Origin of the sequence: Algoriphagus boseongensis, assembly GCF_004362805.1 — a bacterium.
Lineage (GTDB): Bacteria > Bacteroidota > Bacteroidia > Cytophagales > Cyclobacteriaceae > Algoriphagus > Algoriphagus boseongensis.
The window spans coordinates 403,656-421,138 of the sequence record NZ_SNYF01000005.1 but is presented as its reverse complement, the minus strand read 5'-3'; the positions used below and the strand labels follow the sequence as shown (position 1 = coordinate 421,138).

At 40.8% G+C, this 17,483-nt stretch carries 18 protein-coding genes and 1 tRNA gene; 10 read left to right on the top strand and 9 right to left on the bottom strand.

From position 1 onward, the window contains the following. Nucleotides 1-65: 65 nt before the first annotated feature. Complete coding sequence (locus DFQ04_RS01880; RefSeq protein WP_133552127.1) at nucleotides 66-518, top strand: peroxiredoxin; 453 nt, start codon at nucleotides 66-68, stop codon at nucleotides 516-518. Here the strand turns inward: DFQ04_RS01880 and DFQ04_RS01875 are convergent. Next, nucleotides 513-1,169, bottom strand: a complete 657-nt coding sequence (locus DFQ04_RS01875) for an ABC transporter ATP-binding protein (RefSeq protein ID WP_133552125.1) — start codon at nucleotides 1,167-1,169, stop codon at nucleotides 513-515. The two genes, DFQ04_RS01880 and DFQ04_RS01875, sit on opposite strands and share 6 nt — an antisense overlap. 228 nt (nucleotides 1,170-1,397) lie before the next feature. Between DFQ04_RS01875 and sucC the strand changes: the two genes are divergently transcribed. Both sucC and DFQ04_RS01865 read left to right on the top strand, forming a co-directional pair. Then, nucleotides 1,398-2,612, top strand: coding sequence for an ADP-forming succinate--CoA ligase subunit beta (gene sucC / locus DFQ04_RS01870; protein ID WP_133552123.1), 1,215 nt, complete (start codon nucleotides 1,398-1,400; stop codon nucleotides 2,610-2,612). Between the two features lie 11 nt (nucleotides 2,613-2,623). Next, nucleotides 2,624-2,697 (top strand) — tRNA-Arg (locus tag DFQ04_RS01865). Between the two features lie 220 nt (nucleotides 2,698-2,917). On the opposite strand, the gene DFQ04_RS01860 is transcribed toward DFQ04_RS01865, so the two are convergent. The 3 genes from DFQ04_RS01860 to DFQ04_RS01850 form a co-directional block, all read right to left on the bottom strand. Further along, entirely contained in the window at nucleotides 2,918-3,265 is a 348-nt protein-coding gene (locus DFQ04_RS01860; RefSeq protein WP_133552121.1) for a hypothetical protein, read from the bottom strand. A 109-nt stretch (nucleotides 3,266-3,374) separates the two neighbouring features. After that, nucleotides 3,375-5,540: a penicillin acylase family protein gene (locus DFQ04_RS01855; protein WP_133552119.1), complete on the bottom strand. Its 2,166-nt coding sequence runs from the start codon at nucleotides 5,538-5,540 to the stop codon at nucleotides 3,375-3,377. Nucleotides 5,541-5,602: 62 nt separating this feature from the next. Further along, nucleotides 5,603-6,490, bottom strand: coding sequence for an aldo/keto reductase (locus tag DFQ04_RS01850; RefSeq protein WP_133552117.1), 888 nt, complete (start codon nucleotides 6,488-6,490; stop codon nucleotides 5,603-5,605). Between the two features lie 148 nt (nucleotides 6,491-6,638). Here DFQ04_RS01850 and pfkA point away from each other — a divergent pair, with 148 nt between their 5' ends. Both pfkA and DFQ04_RS01840 read left to right on the top strand, forming a co-directional pair. Beyond that, nucleotides 6,639-7,613: a 6-phosphofructokinase gene (gene pfkA, locus DFQ04_RS01845; protein WP_133552115.1), complete on the top strand. Its 975-nt coding sequence runs from the start codon at nucleotides 6,639-6,641 to the stop codon at nucleotides 7,611-7,613. A gap of 1 nt (nucleotide 7,614) precedes the next feature. After that, nucleotides 7,615-7,950 carry a hypothetical protein gene (locus DFQ04_RS01840; RefSeq protein ID WP_133552113.1) on the top strand — a complete coding sequence of 112 codons (336 nt, stop codon included), beginning with the start codon at nucleotides 7,615-7,617 and terminating at the stop codon, nucleotides 7,948-7,950. On the opposite strand, the gene miaA is transcribed toward DFQ04_RS01840, so the two are convergent. Next, a complete protein-coding gene (gene miaA, locus DFQ04_RS01835) occupies nucleotides 7,938-8,846 on the bottom strand; it encodes a tRNA (adenosine(37)-N6)-dimethylallyltransferase MiaA (protein ID WP_133552111.1) in 909 nt (302 codons plus the stop codon). The two genes, DFQ04_RS01840 and miaA, sit on opposite strands and share 13 nt — an antisense overlap. A gap of 43 nt (nucleotides 8,847-8,889) precedes the next feature. Between miaA and DFQ04_RS01830 the strand changes: the two genes are divergently transcribed. From DFQ04_RS01830 to DFQ04_RS01810, 5 genes are read left to right on the top strand one after another with little or no spacing between them, the layout of a single operon-like run. Then, nucleotides 8,890-9,630, top strand: coding sequence for a response regulator (locus DFQ04_RS01830; protein WP_133552109.1), 741 nt, complete (start codon nucleotides 8,890-8,892; stop codon nucleotides 9,628-9,630). Continuing rightward, on the top strand, nucleotides 9,627-10,001 hold the full coding sequence (locus tag DFQ04_RS01825) for a response regulator (RefSeq protein ID WP_133552107.1): 375 nt from the start codon (nucleotides 9,627-9,629) through the stop codon (nucleotides 9,999-10,001). The genes DFQ04_RS01830 and DFQ04_RS01825 overlap by 4 nt, the downstream gene beginning before the upstream one ends. Before the next feature lies 1 nt (nucleotide 10,002). Then, on the top strand, nucleotides 10,003-10,281 hold the full coding sequence (locus DFQ04_RS01820) for a hypothetical protein (protein WP_133552105.1): 279 nt from the start codon (nucleotides 10,003-10,005) through the stop codon (nucleotides 10,279-10,281). Then, on the top strand, nucleotides 10,278-11,042 hold the full coding sequence (locus tag DFQ04_RS01815) for an MBL fold metallo-hydrolase (RefSeq protein WP_133552103.1): 765 nt from the start codon (nucleotides 10,278-10,280) through the stop codon (nucleotides 11,040-11,042). The genes DFQ04_RS01820 and DFQ04_RS01815 overlap by 4 nt, the downstream gene beginning before the upstream one ends. Beyond that, nucleotides 11,042-12,622 (top strand): NFACT RNA binding domain-containing protein, encoded by a 1,581-nt coding sequence (locus DFQ04_RS01810; RefSeq protein WP_133552101.1) that lies wholly within the window; start codon nucleotides 11,042-11,044, stop codon nucleotides 12,620-12,622. Before DFQ04_RS01815 ends, DFQ04_RS01810 begins: the two co-directional genes overlap by 1 nt. Before the next feature lie 12 nt (nucleotides 12,623-12,634). On the opposite strand, the gene DFQ04_RS01805 is transcribed toward DFQ04_RS01810, so the two are convergent. The 4 genes from DFQ04_RS01805 to DFQ04_RS01790 all read right to left on the bottom strand — a co-directional run bounded on the left by DFQ04_RS01805 (nucleotide 12,635) and on the right by DFQ04_RS01790 (nucleotide 17,398). Continuing rightward, nucleotides 12,635-13,405 (bottom strand): LytR/AlgR family response regulator transcription factor, encoded by a 771-nt coding sequence (locus DFQ04_RS01805; RefSeq protein WP_133552099.1) that lies wholly within the window; start codon nucleotides 13,403-13,405, stop codon nucleotides 12,635-12,637. Between the two features lie 135 nt (nucleotides 13,406-13,540). Continuing rightward, a complete protein-coding gene (locus DFQ04_RS01800; protein WP_133552097.1) occupies nucleotides 13,541-15,403 on the bottom strand; it encodes a fasciclin domain-containing protein in 1,863 nt (620 codons plus the stop codon). A 128-nt stretch (nucleotides 15,404-15,531) separates the two neighbouring features. After that, nucleotides 15,532-16,962 (bottom strand): pyruvate kinase, encoded by a 1,431-nt coding sequence (gene pyk, locus DFQ04_RS01795; protein ID WP_133552095.1) that lies wholly within the window; start codon nucleotides 16,960-16,962, stop codon nucleotides 15,532-15,534. Nucleotides 16,963-16,969: 7 nt separating this feature from the next. Then, nucleotides 16,970-17,398 (bottom strand): IPExxxVDY family protein, encoded by a 429-nt coding sequence (locus DFQ04_RS01790; RefSeq protein WP_133552093.1) that lies wholly within the window; start codon nucleotides 17,396-17,398, stop codon nucleotides 16,970-16,972. Nucleotides 17,399-17,483: the final 85 nt, after the last annotated feature.

Below are 17,483 nucleotides of genomic sequence, written 5' to 3'. Positions count from 1 at the left end.
CAAAATTATATTTGGTATAAACTATTCGCTAATTCGGTAGGTTTATGATTTAAAAAAGAAGACCAATGGCTCTAGCAAAAGGCAAAAAAGCACCGGATTTTACACTTCCCTCCACTTCAGATTTCAAATTTCATTTGAAAGATTATGCGGGAAAACCCTTGATTCTTTTCTTCTATCCCAAAGATTTTACCCCGGGATGTACCAAAGAAGCCTGTGAGTTTAGAGATCAATTTGCAGAATTCAGAAATCTGGAAGTTCCTGTATTTGGAATTAGCCGAGACGATATTGCTACCCACGAGAAGTTCAAAAAGGCTCATAAACTCCCTTTTGATCTTTTGGCTGATACTAATGGAAAAGTTTGTCAGCTATTTGATGCCTTGATTCCAATTTTAAAAATCCCCAAGCGAGTCACCTATCTATTGGATGAAAATCACATAATAGTTGGGGTATTCGAGGGTATGTTTGAAAACACCGCCCACGTGGACGCAATGCTTAAAGCATTGAAAAAATCCTCATGAGGGAATAATCAAGCCGTCCTGCATCACTACTTTCCGATCTGCCATTCCCGCCAATTCCTGGTTATGGGTGACGATGACAAATGCCTGCTTCAATTCATCCCGAAGTTTGAAAAACAATTCATGCAAGCCTTTGGCATTGACAGAATCTAGATTTCCACTGGGTTCATCTGCAAATACTACCGAGGGATTATTGATTAGAGCTCTTGCCACGGCCACTCTCTGCTGCTCTCCTCCGGAAAGTTCGGAAGGTTTATGATCCAACCGATGACTTACTCCCAGGATTTCCCCCAACTCCTGAGCCCTTTTCTTCAGCTTTTGGTCATCAGTTCCCTGAATAAATCCGGGAATCTGAATATTTTCCAAAGCTGTAAACTCAGGAAGTAGATTATGAAATTGAAAAATGAAGCCGATTTTACTGTTTCTGAAGTTGGCCAGTTTATCTCCCTTCAAGCCGATCAGATTTACTCCTTCCATGACTAGGCTTCCTGAATCCGGCTGATCCAAAGTTCCCAAAATATGAAGCAAGGTACTTTTTCCTGCTCCGGAGGAACCGACTATGGAAACAATTTCAGAAGCGGAAATTTCCAAATCCACTCCTTTCAGCACGTTTAGACTTCCGTAGGATTTATGGATCCCTTTGGCTATCAGCATGGTAGTATTTTTTGTGATTTTAAAAGTAAAACAAATCCCTCAAATCCAGTAGCTAAGAGCCTTTTTTACCAAAAATTGAACAAGGCCGGTTTGATTTATCGGGCTCATCCGCTTATCTTCGGGCAAAAATTTCCAGAGGATGAAATCGAGCGGAGCTTGGATTGCAAAGACTGCAAAAGCCAAAAGAGCGAGATTCCATGTGGCCTTTGAAAAAAAAATCTAACACACATGAATATTCACGAATATCAGGCAAAAGAAGTACTAAAAGGTTATGGTGTAAGAATTCAGGAAGGCATTGTAGCCGATACTCCTGAAGCTGCTCATGAGGCCGCAGTTAAACTCAATGCTCAAACCGGAACTTCCTGGTATGTGATCAAGGCGCAAATTCACGCCGGTGGTCGTGGAAAGGGCGAAATCAAAGAAACCGGATCAAGAGGTGTGGTTTTGGCGAAAAAGCTTGATGATGTAAAAGAAAAAGCTGCTGCTATTCTTGGAGGTACTTTGGTAACTATCCAGACTGGAGCAGAAGGTAAAAAAGTAAATAAAATCTTGGTGGCTGAGGATGTATACTATCCTGGAGCTTCTGAGCCTAAAGAATATTACATGTCCATCCTTTTGGACAGAGCTACCGGATCCAATGTGATCATGGCTTCTACCGAAGGGGGTATGGACATCGAAGAGGTAGCTGAAAAGCATCCTGAGAAAATCATCAAAGAATGGATCGATCCTAAGGTTGGTCTTCAGGGTTTCCAGGCTAGAAAAGTAGCTTTCAAATTGGGGCTTTCTGGGACCGCACATAAGGAAATGGTGAAATTCATCACCTCTCTTTACAATGCTTACGTAGCTACTGACTCTTCCCAGTTTGAGATCAACCCGGTATTAAAAACTTCTGACGACAAGATCTTGGCAGTAGATGCCAAAGTAAACTTAGACGACAATGCACTTTACAGACAGCCTAAATTGGCTGAATTGAGAGATTTGGCTGAGGAAGATCCTTTGGAAGTAGAAGCTGGCAAGTCTGGCTTGAACTATGTGAAATTGGACGGAAACGTAGGTTGTATGGTAAACGGCGCTGGTTTGGCAATGGCTACTATGGATATGATCAAGCTTTCAGGTGGTGAGCCTGCTAACTTCCTGGACGTAGGAGGAGGAGCAAATGCCACTACTGTAGAGGCTGGTTTCCGTATCATCCTTCAGGATCCAAATGTAAAAGCAATCTTGATCAACGTATTCGGTGGAATCGTACGTTGCGATAGAATTGCAAACGGAGTAGTAGAAGCTTACAAGTCTATCGGAGATATCAGAGTTCCGATTATCGTAAGACTTCAGGGAACCAATGCTGAAGAAGGTGCTAAGATCATCGACGAATCAGGATTGAAAGTATTCTCCGCAATTACCTTGAAAGAAGCGGCAGAAAGAGTTAAAGCAGCTCTGGAAGCTTAAGATAAAAACAGGCACTCGTAGTTCAACTGGATAGAATATCGGATTTCGGCTCCGAGGGTTGAGGGTTCGAATCCTTCCGAGTGTACAAAGCTCAGACGAAAGTCTGGGCTTTTTTTATGTATTCTCGCAAAGACGAAGAGCCGCAGAGAAAGGGAAACGCAGGAAAACAAAAAGAAACTCAAATGGTATTCGTGCCAAACTCCCCCTTTTTTAAAAGGGGGTTAGGGGGATTTGTACCAATTTGATATTAAGTATCCTCTTAGACATTCAACCTTAGAATAACATCATCACAGTATCTCAATTTTTTAATCAATTTTCTTAGAAACAAAATAGCTAAAGTCAGATTTCAATATTTTGAATTCATTCTCTGTATTCTTAACCAAAGCCTTGATTTCTCCGAAATTATTTAACCCTGTTTTGGTAGGATTAAATTGAATCAAAATTGTATCATTTAAAACAAATAGTTCCTTTTGACAACCTTCAATTGATTCCTTTGATTCGTCAACTTTTTCTTGATCAAAAGAGATATTGCAATCAAAATAAGCCTTAACTATCTTCCAATTCTTTTCGGATGTATAGATTCTAACTAATACATCTTCATTTATTGAAACTGTATCATTTTTTAATATCTCCAATTCCACATTATCTGACACTCTTTTGCAAGAATTCAATCCAATAATTATGAGGATTACAGATAGACAACAAATAAAATTTTTCAAAGGACTTTATCTAACTCCTAATTCTTAATTCAAAATTCCCAATTCACCTCTTCCCAGGCTGATACCTCTCCTCCGCTCTTTTCTCCACATCTTCTCTATAAAAAGCAGCTTCTTTGAAGTTGGTATCTGCATAGCGCTGGGCCTGATCGAAGAAGTGAGGGGAATTTGGATCGGAATTTTGCCCACCGGCTAAAATGGTTTTGGCTTTTACCTTTTCTCCAAACTCTACGACTGCCACAAAGCTATTTCCTCGGTAGCCATAGAGTCTTTTGGTTCCTTCGAAGGTTCTAGCTCCATAAGCCGCCAAAGCTCCCCAGTTGCCGGAAGCATAGCCTACAGGAATGTAGGGCTGGTTGTCATCGTATTTCAGGTCTATATCTCCGCTGAGTCTTTGGAATCTATTGATCTCTCCCCAAGGAGTTTTCCAGGTTCCAAAGTCAGCATCCATCTGCGCGATGGTCTCTTCCAATACCTCTAAGATTGCTTTGGCCTCTGGGGCTTTTGCATCAGAAGGATTGATAAATCTGCTCAGGCTTCTGAATTTTCTCTGGTAATTTTCTCCATAGAAATGCGCCAAAGACATAGGAACTGAGTTCAAACCCGTTCTGTAATCCCAAGAAGCCAAAAGATCCACCGCTTCTTTTAGATTTTCCTTTCCTTTTCCAGCCTGTAGAAATGCAGAAGAAAGTTCAGGAATCAAGTATTGGAATGCTGGCAAATAGGAATCATGGGCCAATGCAAGGAAGCTATCCAAGTTAAGTTTCTTCACCTCACTCAAGACTTTGACCGCATGGATTCCCCGGAAATTTTCCTGATCCGGAGCCATGTAGTTCGGATAATTTTCAGCCTTTGGACTGAATTCCGCCGCGGCAGTAAATGGTGTAGAATTGCAATTTTGAATCCATCCGTTTTGAGGATTTAGGATCAAAATGCTCTCGTCTACGGTGTGCAATCCTTTCCAATCGGTAGCCGGATTACTTCCATCCACAGGTCTGGAAAAGTCAAATTCCGGATTTCGCTTGGGGATAAAGTTTCCGTGGAAGTAGGCAATATTTCCCTCTGCATCTGCAAAAACCGTGTTATTGGAGGAATTGGTGCGGATATTCATCATTTCTTTAAACTCCGCGTAGTTGTTCAGCTTGGTTCGGGTATAGCTTTGAGTTAGCGCATTTACCGGATCCCAGTTGATTTTGGTAGCTACCCAACCGTTTTCACCCTTGTGAGTGATAGGTCCGTGATGGGTTCGGTAAATAGTGAAAGATTTACTTCTCAACTCCTCTCCTTCCTTATATTTCAAGGTGATTTCCTGACTTTTCACCTCCCGCTTTTCACCTCCATAGTTGTACAAAAGCATTCCGTCTTCTTCCAGAATTTCTTCTTCAAACTCATCGATAAAATCCACAAATGTGGATGTATGAATCCAGCCGGTCTTTTCATTGAATCCTTGGTAAACAAAGAACTGCCCCCAAGTCACTGCCCCGTAAGCATTCAAGCCTTCTTCAGAAACCACATGAACTTCCGGACGAAAATAGAAAGAAGTATGCGGGTTGATCAGCAACATGGCATTTCCTGATTCAGAAAGTTCGGGAGCGATGGCAATTCCATTGGAGCCTTGAGGCTCTTCCAAAAACTGAGCATTAAATTTTCCCTGATCCCAAAAAGCCACTGCGCTTTCCTGCTCATAAAAAGCCTTCAGACGCTCAGTAGAAATCCGTTCTATATCTCCGCCAATAGATCCTTCAAAAAAGAACATCGGCATCCAAGGTTCATATTTCGTGATCACCTGGGGAGTAACCTCAGGATGAGTATGCAAGTAATAATTCACTCCATCAGCAAAGGCCACACAGAGTTCTTTCAGCCAATCTGGGGCTTTCTCATAGGCCTGCTTGGCCTCTTCCTCCGTCATGTAGAGATTTGCTCGCACGTCGGAATAGATGGCGCTCTCCCCTTCCAATTCGGCCAATCGACCGATTGCCCAGATGTAATTGCGCTCCACTCTTCTAAAGTCATCCTCGCATTGCGCATACAAGAGCCCAAAAACCGCATCTGCATCGGTTTTTCCATAAATATGAGGAACTCCAAAATCATCACGGATGATCTCTACATTTTCAGCCTGAGCTTCCCACTTGGAAACTTCCGGATCGGATTCAGAAGGCTTGCAAGAGAAAAAGCCGACTACAAGAAATGCAAGTAAAATTCTAGAAAACATGGTTCAGTCGATGGGTGAAGATGGAAAGTAAAGCAATTTTTAAAATTCTTTGCAATGAAATCTTATCGATGGTCTTGATAGAGGTTTGCAGGAAATTCTTCTTTTAGTTTTTGGATTACCTGATCGGGGATGTTTAGACTTTCTTCATACTCTTTCACCATTTTCAGAATCTGCTTTGAAGAACTCGCCCCAATAATCATCCCTCCCACTGCCTTTGGAGTCAAAGCATACTTAATCAAAACACTTTCTGGAGGATAGCCGGTGGATTGAATTGCGAGCTTAATTTTTCCTACCTCTTCTGCATTGAAATCCAAAAAGCCCTGAATTGGCTTATCAATTAAAATTCCTTTTGCCAAGCCTCCACGAACCAGCACTCGGGTTGACGTATTTTCCAAAAGAGGAAAAACGCTTTCCTCAGGTCTTCTGTCCAAAGGAGAATATTGCATCATAATCGTGGCTAGAGGATTCATGCTCATCACTTTTCGGATCACATTTGGACGGATCGAGGAAATGCCAAATTCCAGGATTTTGCCTTGAGTTTTTAAAAGCTCAAAAGCCTCCCAACTTTCTTCCCAAGGATCATCCAGAGTCCCTCCATGCAATTGATACAAGTCTAGGTAATCAGTTTGAAGTCTTTTTAGCGTTTGATCGATAGCTTGTAGTATATATGCCTTTGAAGGATTCCAAGTCCAGGAATTTCCTCCGGGGAGCAATTGATTACCTACTTTACTTGCAAGTTTTAACCGATCCCTTTTCCCTTTCAGAAACTTTCCCAAATTCTCTTCATTCTTCCCCTTTTGGTATAAATCTGCAGTATCGAAATAGGTCAAACCACATTCTAAAGCCTGTGAAAGGACCTTTTCTGCTTCTAGATAATTTTCAGGAAGAGACATACATCCCAATCCTATGGGCAGGTTTCCTATCGAGAAAGGGTTGGTTTTTAAATTCATGCTATTGGTAAACAAAAAGCCTGTCAGGAACTTAATTAGTAAATAGTCAACCCTCTAAAATGGGCGATTTATTTTCAAATTCAAATTGGCATTTACTTGAGGTATTCAGGCTATAATCTCTATTTTTGGGGCGCTTAAAACCTAAACCATGAAAAAAATTGCGGTTTTCACCTCTGGAGGTGATGCCCCGGGAATGAATGCTTGTATTCGCGCTGCGGTTAGAACAGGGATTTATAAGGGACTTGAAGTTTACGGAATCTATCGTGGATACGAAGGTATGATTGAAGGTGACATCAAGCGACTTTATTCCCATTCTGTAAGTAATATTGTCCAGAGGGGTGGCACTATGTTAAAGTCTGCCCGCTCAGAGGAATTCCGAACTCCAGAAGGACGGAAAAAAGCCTATGAAAATCTAAAAGAGCTGGGCATTGAAGGACTAGTGGCAATTGGTGGAGACGGTACATTCACCGGAGCCAAGTTGTTTTTCGAGGAATATGGAATCCCAACAGTCGGCTGTCCAGGGACTATCGACAATGATATCTACGGGACTGATTATACTATTGGGTTTGATACTGCTGTAAATACGGCTTTAGATGCAATCGATAAAATCCGGGACACAGCAGCTGCCCATGATCGAATTTTCTTTATCGAAGTGATGGGAAGAGATGCAGGATTTATAGCAGTGGAATCTGGCATTGGAGGCGGGGCCGAATTTGTGATGGTTCCGGAAACCAAAACAGACCTGAAGCAGGTGGTGAAATCCTTGAAAAATCTGAGAAAATCCAAGACCTCCAGCATCATCGTAGTTGCAGAAGGTGACGATTTGGGCAATGCCGATGAAATCATGAAACAGGTAAAGTCCCAGATCAAGGATCCAAATAAGGAATTTAAAGTAACTACCTTAGGACATATTCAGCGTGGGGGAAACCCTACTGCCCGTGATCGTGTTTTAGCCAGTAGATGCGGAATGGCGGCAGTTGAGGGACTTCTGGATGGAAAAACCAATTGCATGGCTGGAGTCATGAATCAACAAGTGGTGTACACTTCATTTGGGGATTGTATAGGCAAGCCAAAGCCACTGATCCAGGATCATTTGAAACTAATAGACATTTTGAGTATTTGATATGGGATATATTCCACTTTTCCTGACCATGGCGGGTGCTTGCATGTTGTTTTTCCTCACGGTAAAAACCACCATGCAGCGTAAATTGAATTTGCAGAAAGAGCTTTTCTCCAAACTGGCTCTTGAACACCCGGAATTAGGCTTGGTCTTGGGTCAAATTGCAGACCCTGACATGGTCATGGAGCAATGGAAAAAAGAAAACGGAACTGCAAAGGTTTCATCTAAAAGTCTTGAATTGATCAGAGAAATCAGGGTCAACCGCCTACAGTTTAACCAACTGATCAAAAAAGCTCCTTACAACTGGGTAGCAAAACTGAGCGGATATCAGCCGATTTGAGTAGCAACCCACTGGATGATTTCTTCGGTTTGTTCCGGATGAAACCATTGAATTTGCTCATCTCTTCTAAACCAAGTTAGCTGGCGTTTTGCATAGCGCCGGCTATTTCTTTTTAAAAGCCTGATGGCTTCATCTCGATCATAATTTCCTTCCAAGTAGCCAAAAATTTCAGTGTATCCGACAGTTTGTAGGGCATTGAACACTCTATACTCAAATAGACTTTCGGCTTCCTCGAAAAGGCCTTGCGCAATCATTTGGTCCATTCGCTGATCAATTCGTGAATAAAGTTCCTCCCTATCTCGATCCAAACCGATTTTTAATGTGGTAAAGGGTCTTTCTACCTTCCTTTTTACTCGAAAGCTACTAAACTTCTTTTCTGTACCTCGGAGGATTTCCAAAGCCCTCATAAGTCTTTGAGGATTTTGCCGATCAACTTGAGCAAAATATTCCGGGTCACCTTTTTCAACTTCTTGTTGCAGCCATTCCAAACCCTTTTCTTGGTATTCCTTGATCACAAGTTCTCTGACTTCAGGAGCTAAATCAGGCATATCATCCAACCCTTCAGTAACGGCATCAGCAAAAAGCCCTGAACCACCAGTCATGATGACTACATTTTTCTTGGAAAAAAGCTTATCCAGAATTCCCAAAGCCTCCTGCTCAAATCGTTTCACGTCATAATCATCCTGAATAGAAAGAGAATTGACCAAGTGATGTTTCACCTCAGCAAGTTCTTGGCTGCTAGGTTTTGCCGTCCCCAAATTCATTTCCCTGTAAAACTGCCGGCTGTCACAGGAAATAATTTCCGTATTGAATTTTTTGGCTAGTTTTATACAGAGATCGGTTTTTCCCACTGCGGTTGGGCCGACTACTAGAATAAGGAATTTTTTGTCCGGCAAGTTGAATCCTGTTTTGCTCCCGTCAAAAATCCATACTTAAGCCATGAAAAGCAAAAAGATACTGATCGTAGATGATAATGACCTGAACAGGAAGCTTTTCGAGAATCTCTTGGGGCAAATCTATTCCTTTGAATCTGCAAAAAACGGAAGGGAAGCCTTGACTTTGGCACAAAGCAAAGCCTTTGATCTGATCTTAATGGATATTCAAATGCCGCAGATGGACGGAATCACCGCAATGAAAAAAATCAGGATGAATCCGGGCCATCAATGTCCTATCATTGCAGTAACTGCCTTTGCAGAAGAAGACGAACGATCGGCCTTTCTTTCTGAAGGATTCGATGAATTTATAATCAAGCCTATTCGACCAAGGGAATTTCTTAATACCATCCAAAGTGTCCTTCAGATCAAAAAAGAGAATGTGATCGAAGAAACAGGAGAAAATCCTTCTGCCATTTTGGATAAAAACATCTTGCAGCAACTCTTTAAGTATAATTCCCAAGCGACTATAAAAAGTGTGTTTGAAGAATTTCTGAATGAATGTTCCATAACAGAAAAGTTCTTAGAAAATGAGCAATTTGACCTTGCGCTTTTGGAAAATATCCACAGTTTGAAAGGTAATTCAGGCACCCTGGGAGCTCAACGGATTTATCAGGCCTCTCAAAAAGTTGAGGAAGCTCTGAGAACTAATCAAATGGAAAACTGGGAAGAACTAATCTCTACCCTGAAAAATGAAATCAAAGAATTTAAAGGATTTTTGAATCTAGAAACTATTTTTGAACCATGAGCAACAAGAAAATTTTGGTCGGAGAAGACAGTTCCATCATCATTAATTTGACGAAAAACGTCCTAGCTTTTGACAATTTTGAAATGAAAGCAGCCCGAAATGGCAAACTGGTTTTGGACCTATTGGAAAAGGAAGATTTTGACCTGATCCTGATGGACATCACCATGCCGGTCATGGACGGATTGGAATGTACCAAGCAAATCAGAGCGCTCGCAGACCCCGTAAAGAGCAAGCTTCCCATCATTGCCATCAGCGGAAACCTGAATAATTTTTCTCCTGAAGAATTCAGAAAGTTCGGCTTTGATGATTTCATCCAAAAGCCTCTGGACTATGACAAAGTGTTGGCGACTGTAAAAAAGCATTTGAGTTAATATGGCCGTCAAGTACACCAAGCATTTTTTGGACAAACTCGAAAACCTCTTCGCAGCTTCGGAATACATCTTGCGCTACGAAAAAGGAAATTTCAAGTCTGGCTATTGTGTACTCAAAGACACCAAAATCGTCATAGTCAATAAATACTTTCCTTTAGAAGGAAAAATCAATGCATTAATTGACATTCTTAGCGAATTGAATCTTGATCCACAGGAGTTTAAGGACAAATCCAACCAAGATTTTCTAACTGAGCTCAGACAAACCAATTTAAAATTTTGAAAGTCACATTTCTAGGCACAGGAACCTCCCAGGGTGTCCCGGTAATCGGATGCGATTGTGAAGTTTGTCTTTCCTTGGATTTCAGAGACAAAAGATTCCGGACATCCATTCATATTGAAGTAGACGGGGTTTCTCTGGTGGTGGATACCGGGCCAGACTTCCGCATGCAAATGCTTCGTTCGGGAGTAAAAACACTGGATGGAATTCTTTTCACCCACGAGCACAAAGACCATACGGCAGGTCTGGATGACATTCGGCCTTTCAATTTTCGTCAGCAAAAGGACATGCCGATTTTTGCTAGAAAACCTGTGATCCAACAAATCCAGAAGGAATTTTCTTATGTTTTCAGCGATAAAAAATACCCCGGAGTCCCTCAAATCTCCTGTGTAGAAATCGATGAGAATCCTTTTCACATCAACGGGGTTTCCATTATTCCTATTCCAGTTTATCATTACAAGCTCCCCGTTTTGGGATTTAGAATCGGTGATTTTTCCTATATCACAGACGCTAACTTCATTCCAGATGAATCTTATAAATTATTGGAGGGAAGTGAAATTTTAGTTTTGAATGCCTTGCAAAAGGAGCATCATATCTCTCATTTCACCATGGATGAGGCGATTTTTGAGGCTCAAAAAATCGGAGCAACCCGAACATATTTCACCCATATTTCTCACAAACTTGGTCTTCATGATCAAGTGACTAAAGAATTGCCAGAGGGAATTCAACTTGCCTATGACGGCTTGGAGTTAACTTTGTCCTGATGCATCTCAATTATCATTTTCTGAAATTTCTTTGCCCGGAACTTTCCAATGAATTTGCCGGGAAAACCATTCTTTCCTGCTTTTCTCAAAGCAAGGATGAATTGATCCTTGAGACTTCGGATGAAAATGAAACCAGATGGATCAGGGCCCACCTCCTGCCTCCGGATATTTATCTCAGCTTTCCAACCCAATTTCACAGAGCCAAAAGAAATAGCATAGACTTATTTCCCGAACTAATCGGAGATAAAATTCTGGCTTGCAATGTTTTTGACTTTGAGCGGGGTTTCTATTTCCAACTCCAATCAGGAAAGCACTTGGTTTTAAAGCTGCATGGCAATCGAAGTAATGTTTTGCTTTTTGAGGAAGAAAATCCATTTCCAAAGATCCTTTTCAGAAATGGAGTAAAAGAGGATAAGGAATTGGAATTCAAAAGCCTGTTTAGGCTGCTTGATTTAACTCGTGAAAAGTTTGATGAATTGGAAGGAAATGCTTCCAAATTTCTCCCGACTTTGGGGCAAATACCAAGAAATTGGCTGAAAGAAAGAGGCTATCCTGAAGCTGATTTGGATACCAAATGGGAATTAATGGAAAGCTTGCTGGACATCTTGGATTCTCCTTTGTACGCTTTAGTTGAACTCGATGGACAGGTTCATTTAAGCCTTTTGCCAGAATCTAATCCCTTAAAAACCTTCTCCAATCCCATTGAGGCTTGCAATGAGGTTTTTTATCTTGCTCTGGTCAAGGGGAGTTTTGAAAGAGAGAAAAACAGCCTTCTGAAAAACTTACAGGAAAGCCTTAAGCGTACCAACAGCTATTTGGAAAAGTCGGGTCAAAAACTTCAGGAACTCAAAACCTCTGCTCCTCCCTCCCGCTTGGCCGACGTCATAATGGCTAATCTCCATATGTTTAATCCAGGTGATTCTGAAGTTGAGCTCTTTGATTTTTACACTCAGAGTCCTGTAAAAGTCAAATTGAAACCCAATCAAAAGCCTCAGGAAATTGCAGAAAACCTCTATCGGAAATCCAAAAACCGACAGGTTGAAATTGATCAAATCGAAAAAACGCTTGAGGCAAAAAGACTGAAACAAAAGGAAATCCTTGAAGAAATTGAGCGGGTAAGCGCATTGGAGAATTTTAAAAGTCTCAAAGCATTTCAAAAAACCATAGCCAAAGAGGACAAAAGCAAACCCAATACTTCTGGATTGCCTTTTAAAGTATTTGAATTCGAAGGATTTACCATTTGGGTTGGAAAATCCGCAAAAGACAATGACGAGATGCTTCGAGGCTATGTACACAAAGATGACCTCTGGCTTCACGCGAGGCAGGTACCTGGCTCCCATGTAGTCATCAAAACCAAGGGAATGCCAAAGGTCCCAAGCCAAGTCCTTGAACGAGCGGCAGGCTTAGCCGCTTTTTACTCCAAATTAAAGTCAGATAGTTTAGCCCCTGTGATCTACACCGAGGCAAAATTTGTAAGAAAAGTCAAGGGTTCTGCTCCCGGTTCAGTAATGGTAGATCGGGAAAAAGTAATCATGGTTCCTCCGAAAGGACCAGAGGCTGTTCTTTTTCAAAATGACTAATCCGAAAATACTTTATTGATTTATCCAGGACTTGAATTCATTTACCTTCTCCCGGGCTACAATGAATCCACTTTCCGTTTTTGCTTTCAGGGATAAAGCCAAGCGTCCATTTTGAAAAGGTTTCATTTCAACGAGATTATCCAGATTAATAATCACAGAACGATTGATTCTGTAGAATTTCTCGGGATTCAGAAGTTCTGATTCTAACTCATTTAGCGAGTAGTCAACAACATATTTTTGGGAGGTCTCAGACTCCACCAAAAATGTCATCCCGTCTTCAGAATAGAAACAAGCGATTCGTTTCACCGGGATAAAAGTAAACTTGTTGCCGATTTTGGTCAAAAATCTCTTTTGATAATCTTTGGGAACGAAGGTTCTATTTGAAGCTTTGTAAGAACTTTCTTTCATAAAAGAAATTCCCAAATTGAAGTGCTCCACTTTTTCCAAAGCTCTTATGAATCTTGACTTTTCAAATGGAAATATCAGAAAATCCAATCCATTGGAATCGAAGGCTTTTAAGGCATGAAGTCCGTCTTTTGCTATAAAAATAACAGGCGTATTGATTTCCTCCCATCCGCTAATTTCAAAGCAATTTCCATCAGGAAGTTCAACTTGGCAAAAGATTAAGTCAAACTGATTGAATTCAGGAATCCAATCCTCTATTTCTTTTACGCTCTGAAGTCTTTGTGTGATTTCCCAATTGGGTCTATTTTCCTGTATTAGGTCAGCTATCTTTGAAAAAGATACATCATCATTCTCAACAATAAGAGTTCTAAAGTGCATTTGGGAGTCAGTTTAAAAACCAAGGATTCTCCAATTGATTAGAGAATCATTCATTTAACCCCAAAAGAAAAATTTTGTTTAAATCAATTCAGGAATAAAAGCAGGGGGAATGATCCCCCCGCTTTTTCAACCTGATTACAACGTAGGCAATAATACCCCGTTGATCACATGGACTACGCCATTCTTGATTGCTACATCTGCAGTCACCACATTAAATGTGTTTCCTGCTTTATCAGTAACAGTTACATTATTTCCATTTCTGGTCACTGTCAACATTTCTCCAGCAAGCGTAGGAACCATTTGAGATCCTTGTGCCAAATCAAATGAGAAAGCTGTAGCAGGTACCACGTGGAATCCCAAAACTTTCGTCACTGCAGAAACACCAAGCGTATTGATCAATTCCTGAAGAGAATTCAATTTCAAATCACTTAATAACTTGGTGAATGCCGCATTGGTAGGTGCAAATACGGTCATTGCTTGCTGATTCAACAAGGTGTTTCCTAATCCAGCAGCAGTAACCGCCTGTAAAAGGGTAGTAAGGTTTGCCGCAGTTGCAGCTTCTACTACATTAGGTAGAGTAATAGTTGGTAATAATACTTTATCGATTACATGCACTACACCATTTTTGATAGCCACATCAGCCGCAACCACATTAGAGGTATTTCCTAAAGCATCGCGAACAGTTACACCAGAAGCCGTTTTGGTTACTGTAAGTTGCTGACCAGCAAGAGTAGTGAAGGTATTTGTTGGTGCTAAATCAGAAGAAAATGCAACAGCAGGAACCACATGGAAACCTAGAACAGTTTGAAGGTTCTTAATTCCACCGATTTTAGCTACCAATTGATCCAAGTTGGAAACTTTGTAAGCTTGAAGAGCAGCTGCGAAGGCGCCATTATTTGGAGCGAATACAGTCATCGCTTGTGCATTTAGCAAGGTATTTCCTAAACCAGCTGCAGTTACCGCATCCAACAAAGTAGTCAAACCAGCAGATTGAGCCGCTTGAACAACAGTTGGAAGCATTAAATCAGGAAGCATCATTCCATTGATTACGTGAATGACACCATTGGAAATCTGAATATCTGGAGTAACCACTTGTGCAACTCTACCCAATTGATCTTTCACAGAAACTGTATTTCCTGACTTTTCAACAATAATATTCTGACCAGAAAGTGTGGTAAACGTATTAGTTGCAGCCAAATTAGATGACAACGCAACAGCTGGAACTACATGGAATCCCAATACTTTTTCCAAGTTGGCAGGACCTCCAATTTTCAACACCAAGTCATTAAGATCTTTAGCTTTGAAGATTGCCAATGCCGCTGCAAATGCTTCATTTGATGGCGCAAAAACAGTGATTGCTTGAGCGCTTAGTAATCTATTTGGCAAAGTAGGTACAGCAGTAACTGCACTCAATAAAGTAGTCAAACCTCTTGCTGTTGCAGCTTCCACCAAATTTGGCTTTGGCAATTCAATAGAAGGAATAAGAACTCTGTCGATCACGTGTACTACACCATTCTCAATGCGTACGTCAGCTTGTACCACTCGAGCTACGTTTCCAGCTCGATCAGCTACAGTAACTACTCCATTGTTATTGAATACTCGGAGTTGCTGTCCTGAGACTGTGGTGAAAATATTGTCTTCGAAAAGATTTCTTGAGAAAGCCACTGCAGGTACAACGTGGAATCCTAGAACGGTTTGAAGATTTTGAGCTCCACCGATTTTAGTCACCAGGTCATTTAAGTCAGTTGCCTTAAAGTCTCTCAAAGCATTTGCGAATGCCTCATTTGTTGGTGCAAACACAGTAATTGCTTCTTGATCTTGAAGAGTAGCTTCAAGCCCCGGAATAGCTCTAACGGCAGAAACAAGGGTAGTAAGACCAGCCTCATTAGCTGCCTCCATCAATGTTGGATAAGGTACAGGCCCCTGATAGTCCTCACTGCAGGACACTGCTGCAAAGAAAAGGGACAATAGGAGAAGGAATCTGGAAGTTGTTTTCATAATTAAAAGATCAGGTTGTTTAATCTTTAAACACTATTATTAAACAAAAATCCTTCTACTTCCCATGAACTGTATAAAAAAAGGGATGAATTGAGTAATTCATCCCTTGAATTGTAATTTTTCAGCTATTAATCCACCACGTGAATCTTTAGCATATTGGTTTTTCCCTTTTTCTTTAAAGGCATACTCGCAGTATTGATAATCAAATCTCCGGCATTTACATGACCATCTGTTTTCAAGGTATTTTCAATATCCTCGAAAGTGGCATCTGTAGAAATCTGATTAGTGTAATAATAAGCCCTTACACCCCAAACCAAAGACATTTGAGTCAATAATTTTTCATTTCTGGTGAAAACAAAAATATTAGCGAAAGGTCTGTGAGAAGCGATTTTAAACCCAGTAAAACCGGAAGAGGTAATTCCTACAATGGCTTTGGCTTTCACATTTCGGGAAAGTCGAGCAGCCATTAAAACTAAATTGCTGCTTTGGAAAGTAGGGTCGTTTTCCGGGATTTTATATAAGTGATGATAAATGTCTGCGTTTTTCTCCAGGTAGGTAATGATACTTGTCATAGCCTTAACAGCATTGACGGGATACTTTCCTGAAGCTGTCTCCGCAGAAAGCATCACCGCATCTGCACCATCCAACACAGCCGTTGCCACGTCATTGGTTTCAGCTCTGGTTGGTCTAGGATTTTGGATCATACTCTCCATCATCTGGGTAGCAATGATCACCGGCTTGCAAGCTTCCTTGCACTTTTGTACCATTTTTTTCTGCCAAAGTGGTACAATTTCCATCGGAACCTCTACCCCGAGGTCACCTCTTGCCACCATGATAGCATCTGTTGCTTCTATGATTGCATCAATATTTTCCAAAGCCTCAGGCTTCTCAATTTTAGCTACGATTTTACAGTATTTACCAGCGGCTTTGATTCGCTCTCTCAAATCCAAAATATCCTCAGCTGAGCGAACGAAAGACAAAGCAATCCAGTCCACATCCTGATCCAAACCAAATTCTAGGTCTTCAATATCTTTTTCTGTAAGAGAAGGAGCCGAAACTTTGGTATTAGGTAGGTTGATCCCTTTTCTGGATTTTAAAATACCTCCATGGATTACTGTGCAATTCACATTTTTGCCATCGGTGCTATTTACCACCACTTCCAAATTCCCGTCATCAATCAAAATTCTATCACCAGGAACTACATCCTGAGGAAGATTTTGATATACGGTAGAGACCAAAGAAGCGGTACCCACAACAGGGTCATTGGTAATAGTAATCGCCTCACCTGGCTTAATTTCCACTCCATTATTTTCAACTTCACCAACCCGGATTTTTGGACCTTGCAAGTCCTGAAGGATTCCCAAGTGACAGTCAAGTTCTTTGTTAACTTGTCTGATAATTTTGATTACTTCTTTGTGTACTTCATGGGTTCCGTGAGAGAAATTCAAACGGAAAACGTTGGCCCCTGACATCGCCAGATTTTTAATCATTTCATAATTATTGGAAGCAGGGCCTATTGTTGCTAGGATTTTTGTCTTTTTAAAAGGGAGATGGCTCATCGGGTTTTTAATAAGTTAATAGGTTTTCTTTCGATTTTATTTTTGAAACATCCAGTCGAACTGCACTTTGAATCATTGAGTTTTTGGCCAGAAGATTGGCGAAATAGGAAAGATCAGTCTGCCCTGTTTCATCCTGTACCAAAAGAAAATAATCCATATTCCTCAGTTCAGGCACCAAATATGCCAATTGCTGGGAAGAATTGAGTGATTTATTTTTCAAAAGTTGAATATAACCGTGCGGTAAAGAAAGGAAATATTGAGAAATTTCAAGATTGGGGGTATTCAAAAACTCAATAAATATTTCTTCTGTACGAACTAGGTTTAATCCAAGAATTTGGTTGATCAACCAAGCCATTTTATAGTCTTTTACCGGGGACACAAGTCCCAGTAATTCAAAATCAAAAGTGGGTTCTATGAGTAATTTGGCCTTCTTCATGGATGAAGGATGGAGATCAAAACAAAGTTAGGGATTAAAATTTAGAGGCAAGAGGCCTCTGCACACTTAAAAATTTACTTGAATC

What these genes read in the sequence shown, in the direction of transcription:
- DFQ04_RS01790 (WP_133552093.1), bottom strand. Translation starts at nt 17,398, where the DNA reads ATGAAGAAGGCCAAATTACTCATAGAACCCACTTTTGATTTTGAATTA.
- DFQ04_RS01805 (WP_133552099.1), bottom strand. Translation starts at nt 13,405, where the DNA reads ATGCACTTTAGAACTCTTATTGTTGAGAATGATGATGTATCTTTTTCA.
- DFQ04_RS01810 (WP_133552101.1), top strand. Translation starts at nt 11,042, where the DNA reads ATGCATCTCAATTATCATTTTCTGAAATTTCTTTGCCCGGAACTTTCC.
- DFQ04_RS01800 (WP_133552097.1), bottom strand. Translation starts at nt 15,403, where the DNA reads ATGAAAACAACTTCCAGATTCCTTCTCCTATTGTCCCTTTTCTTTGCA.
- DFQ04_RS01880 (WP_133552127.1), top strand. Translation starts at nt 66, where the DNA reads ATGGCTCTAGCAAAAGGCAAAAAAGCACCGGATTTTACACTTCCCTCC.
- DFQ04_RS01830 (WP_133552109.1), top strand. Translation starts at nt 8,890, where the DNA reads ATGAAAAGCAAAAAGATACTGATCGTAGATGATAATGACCTGAACAGG.
- sucC (WP_133552123.1), top strand. Translation starts at nt 1,398, where the DNA reads ATGAATATTCACGAATATCAGGCAAAAGAAGTACTAAAAGGTTATGGT.
- pfkA (WP_133552115.1), top strand. Translation starts at nt 6,639, where the DNA reads ATGAAAAAAATTGCGGTTTTCACCTCTGGAGGTGATGCCCCGGGAATG.
- DFQ04_RS01825 (WP_133552107.1), top strand. Translation starts at nt 9,627, where the DNA reads ATGAGCAACAAGAAAATTTTGGTCGGAGAAGACAGTTCCATCATCATT.
- DFQ04_RS01850 (WP_133552117.1), bottom strand. Translation starts at nt 6,490, where the DNA reads ATGAATTTAAAAACCAACCCTTTCTCGATAGGAAACCTGCCCATAGGA.
- DFQ04_RS01840 (WP_133552113.1), top strand. Translation starts at nt 7,615, where the DNA reads ATGGGATATATTCCACTTTTCCTGACCATGGCGGGTGCTTGCATGTTG.
- pyk (WP_133552095.1), bottom strand. Translation starts at nt 16,962, where the DNA reads ATGAGCCATCTCCCTTTTAAAAAGACAAAAATCCTAGCAACAATAGGC.
- DFQ04_RS01820 (WP_133552105.1), top strand. Translation starts at nt 10,003, where the DNA reads ATGGCCGTCAAGTACACCAAGCATTTTTTGGACAAACTCGAAAACCTC.
- DFQ04_RS01855 (WP_133552119.1), bottom strand. Translation starts at nt 5,540, where the DNA reads ATGTTTTCTAGAATTTTACTTGCATTTCTTGTAGTCGGCTTTTTCTCT.
- DFQ04_RS01875 (WP_133552125.1), bottom strand. Translation starts at nt 1,169, where the DNA reads ATGCTGATAGCCAAAGGGATCCATAAATCCTACGGAAGTCTAAACGTG.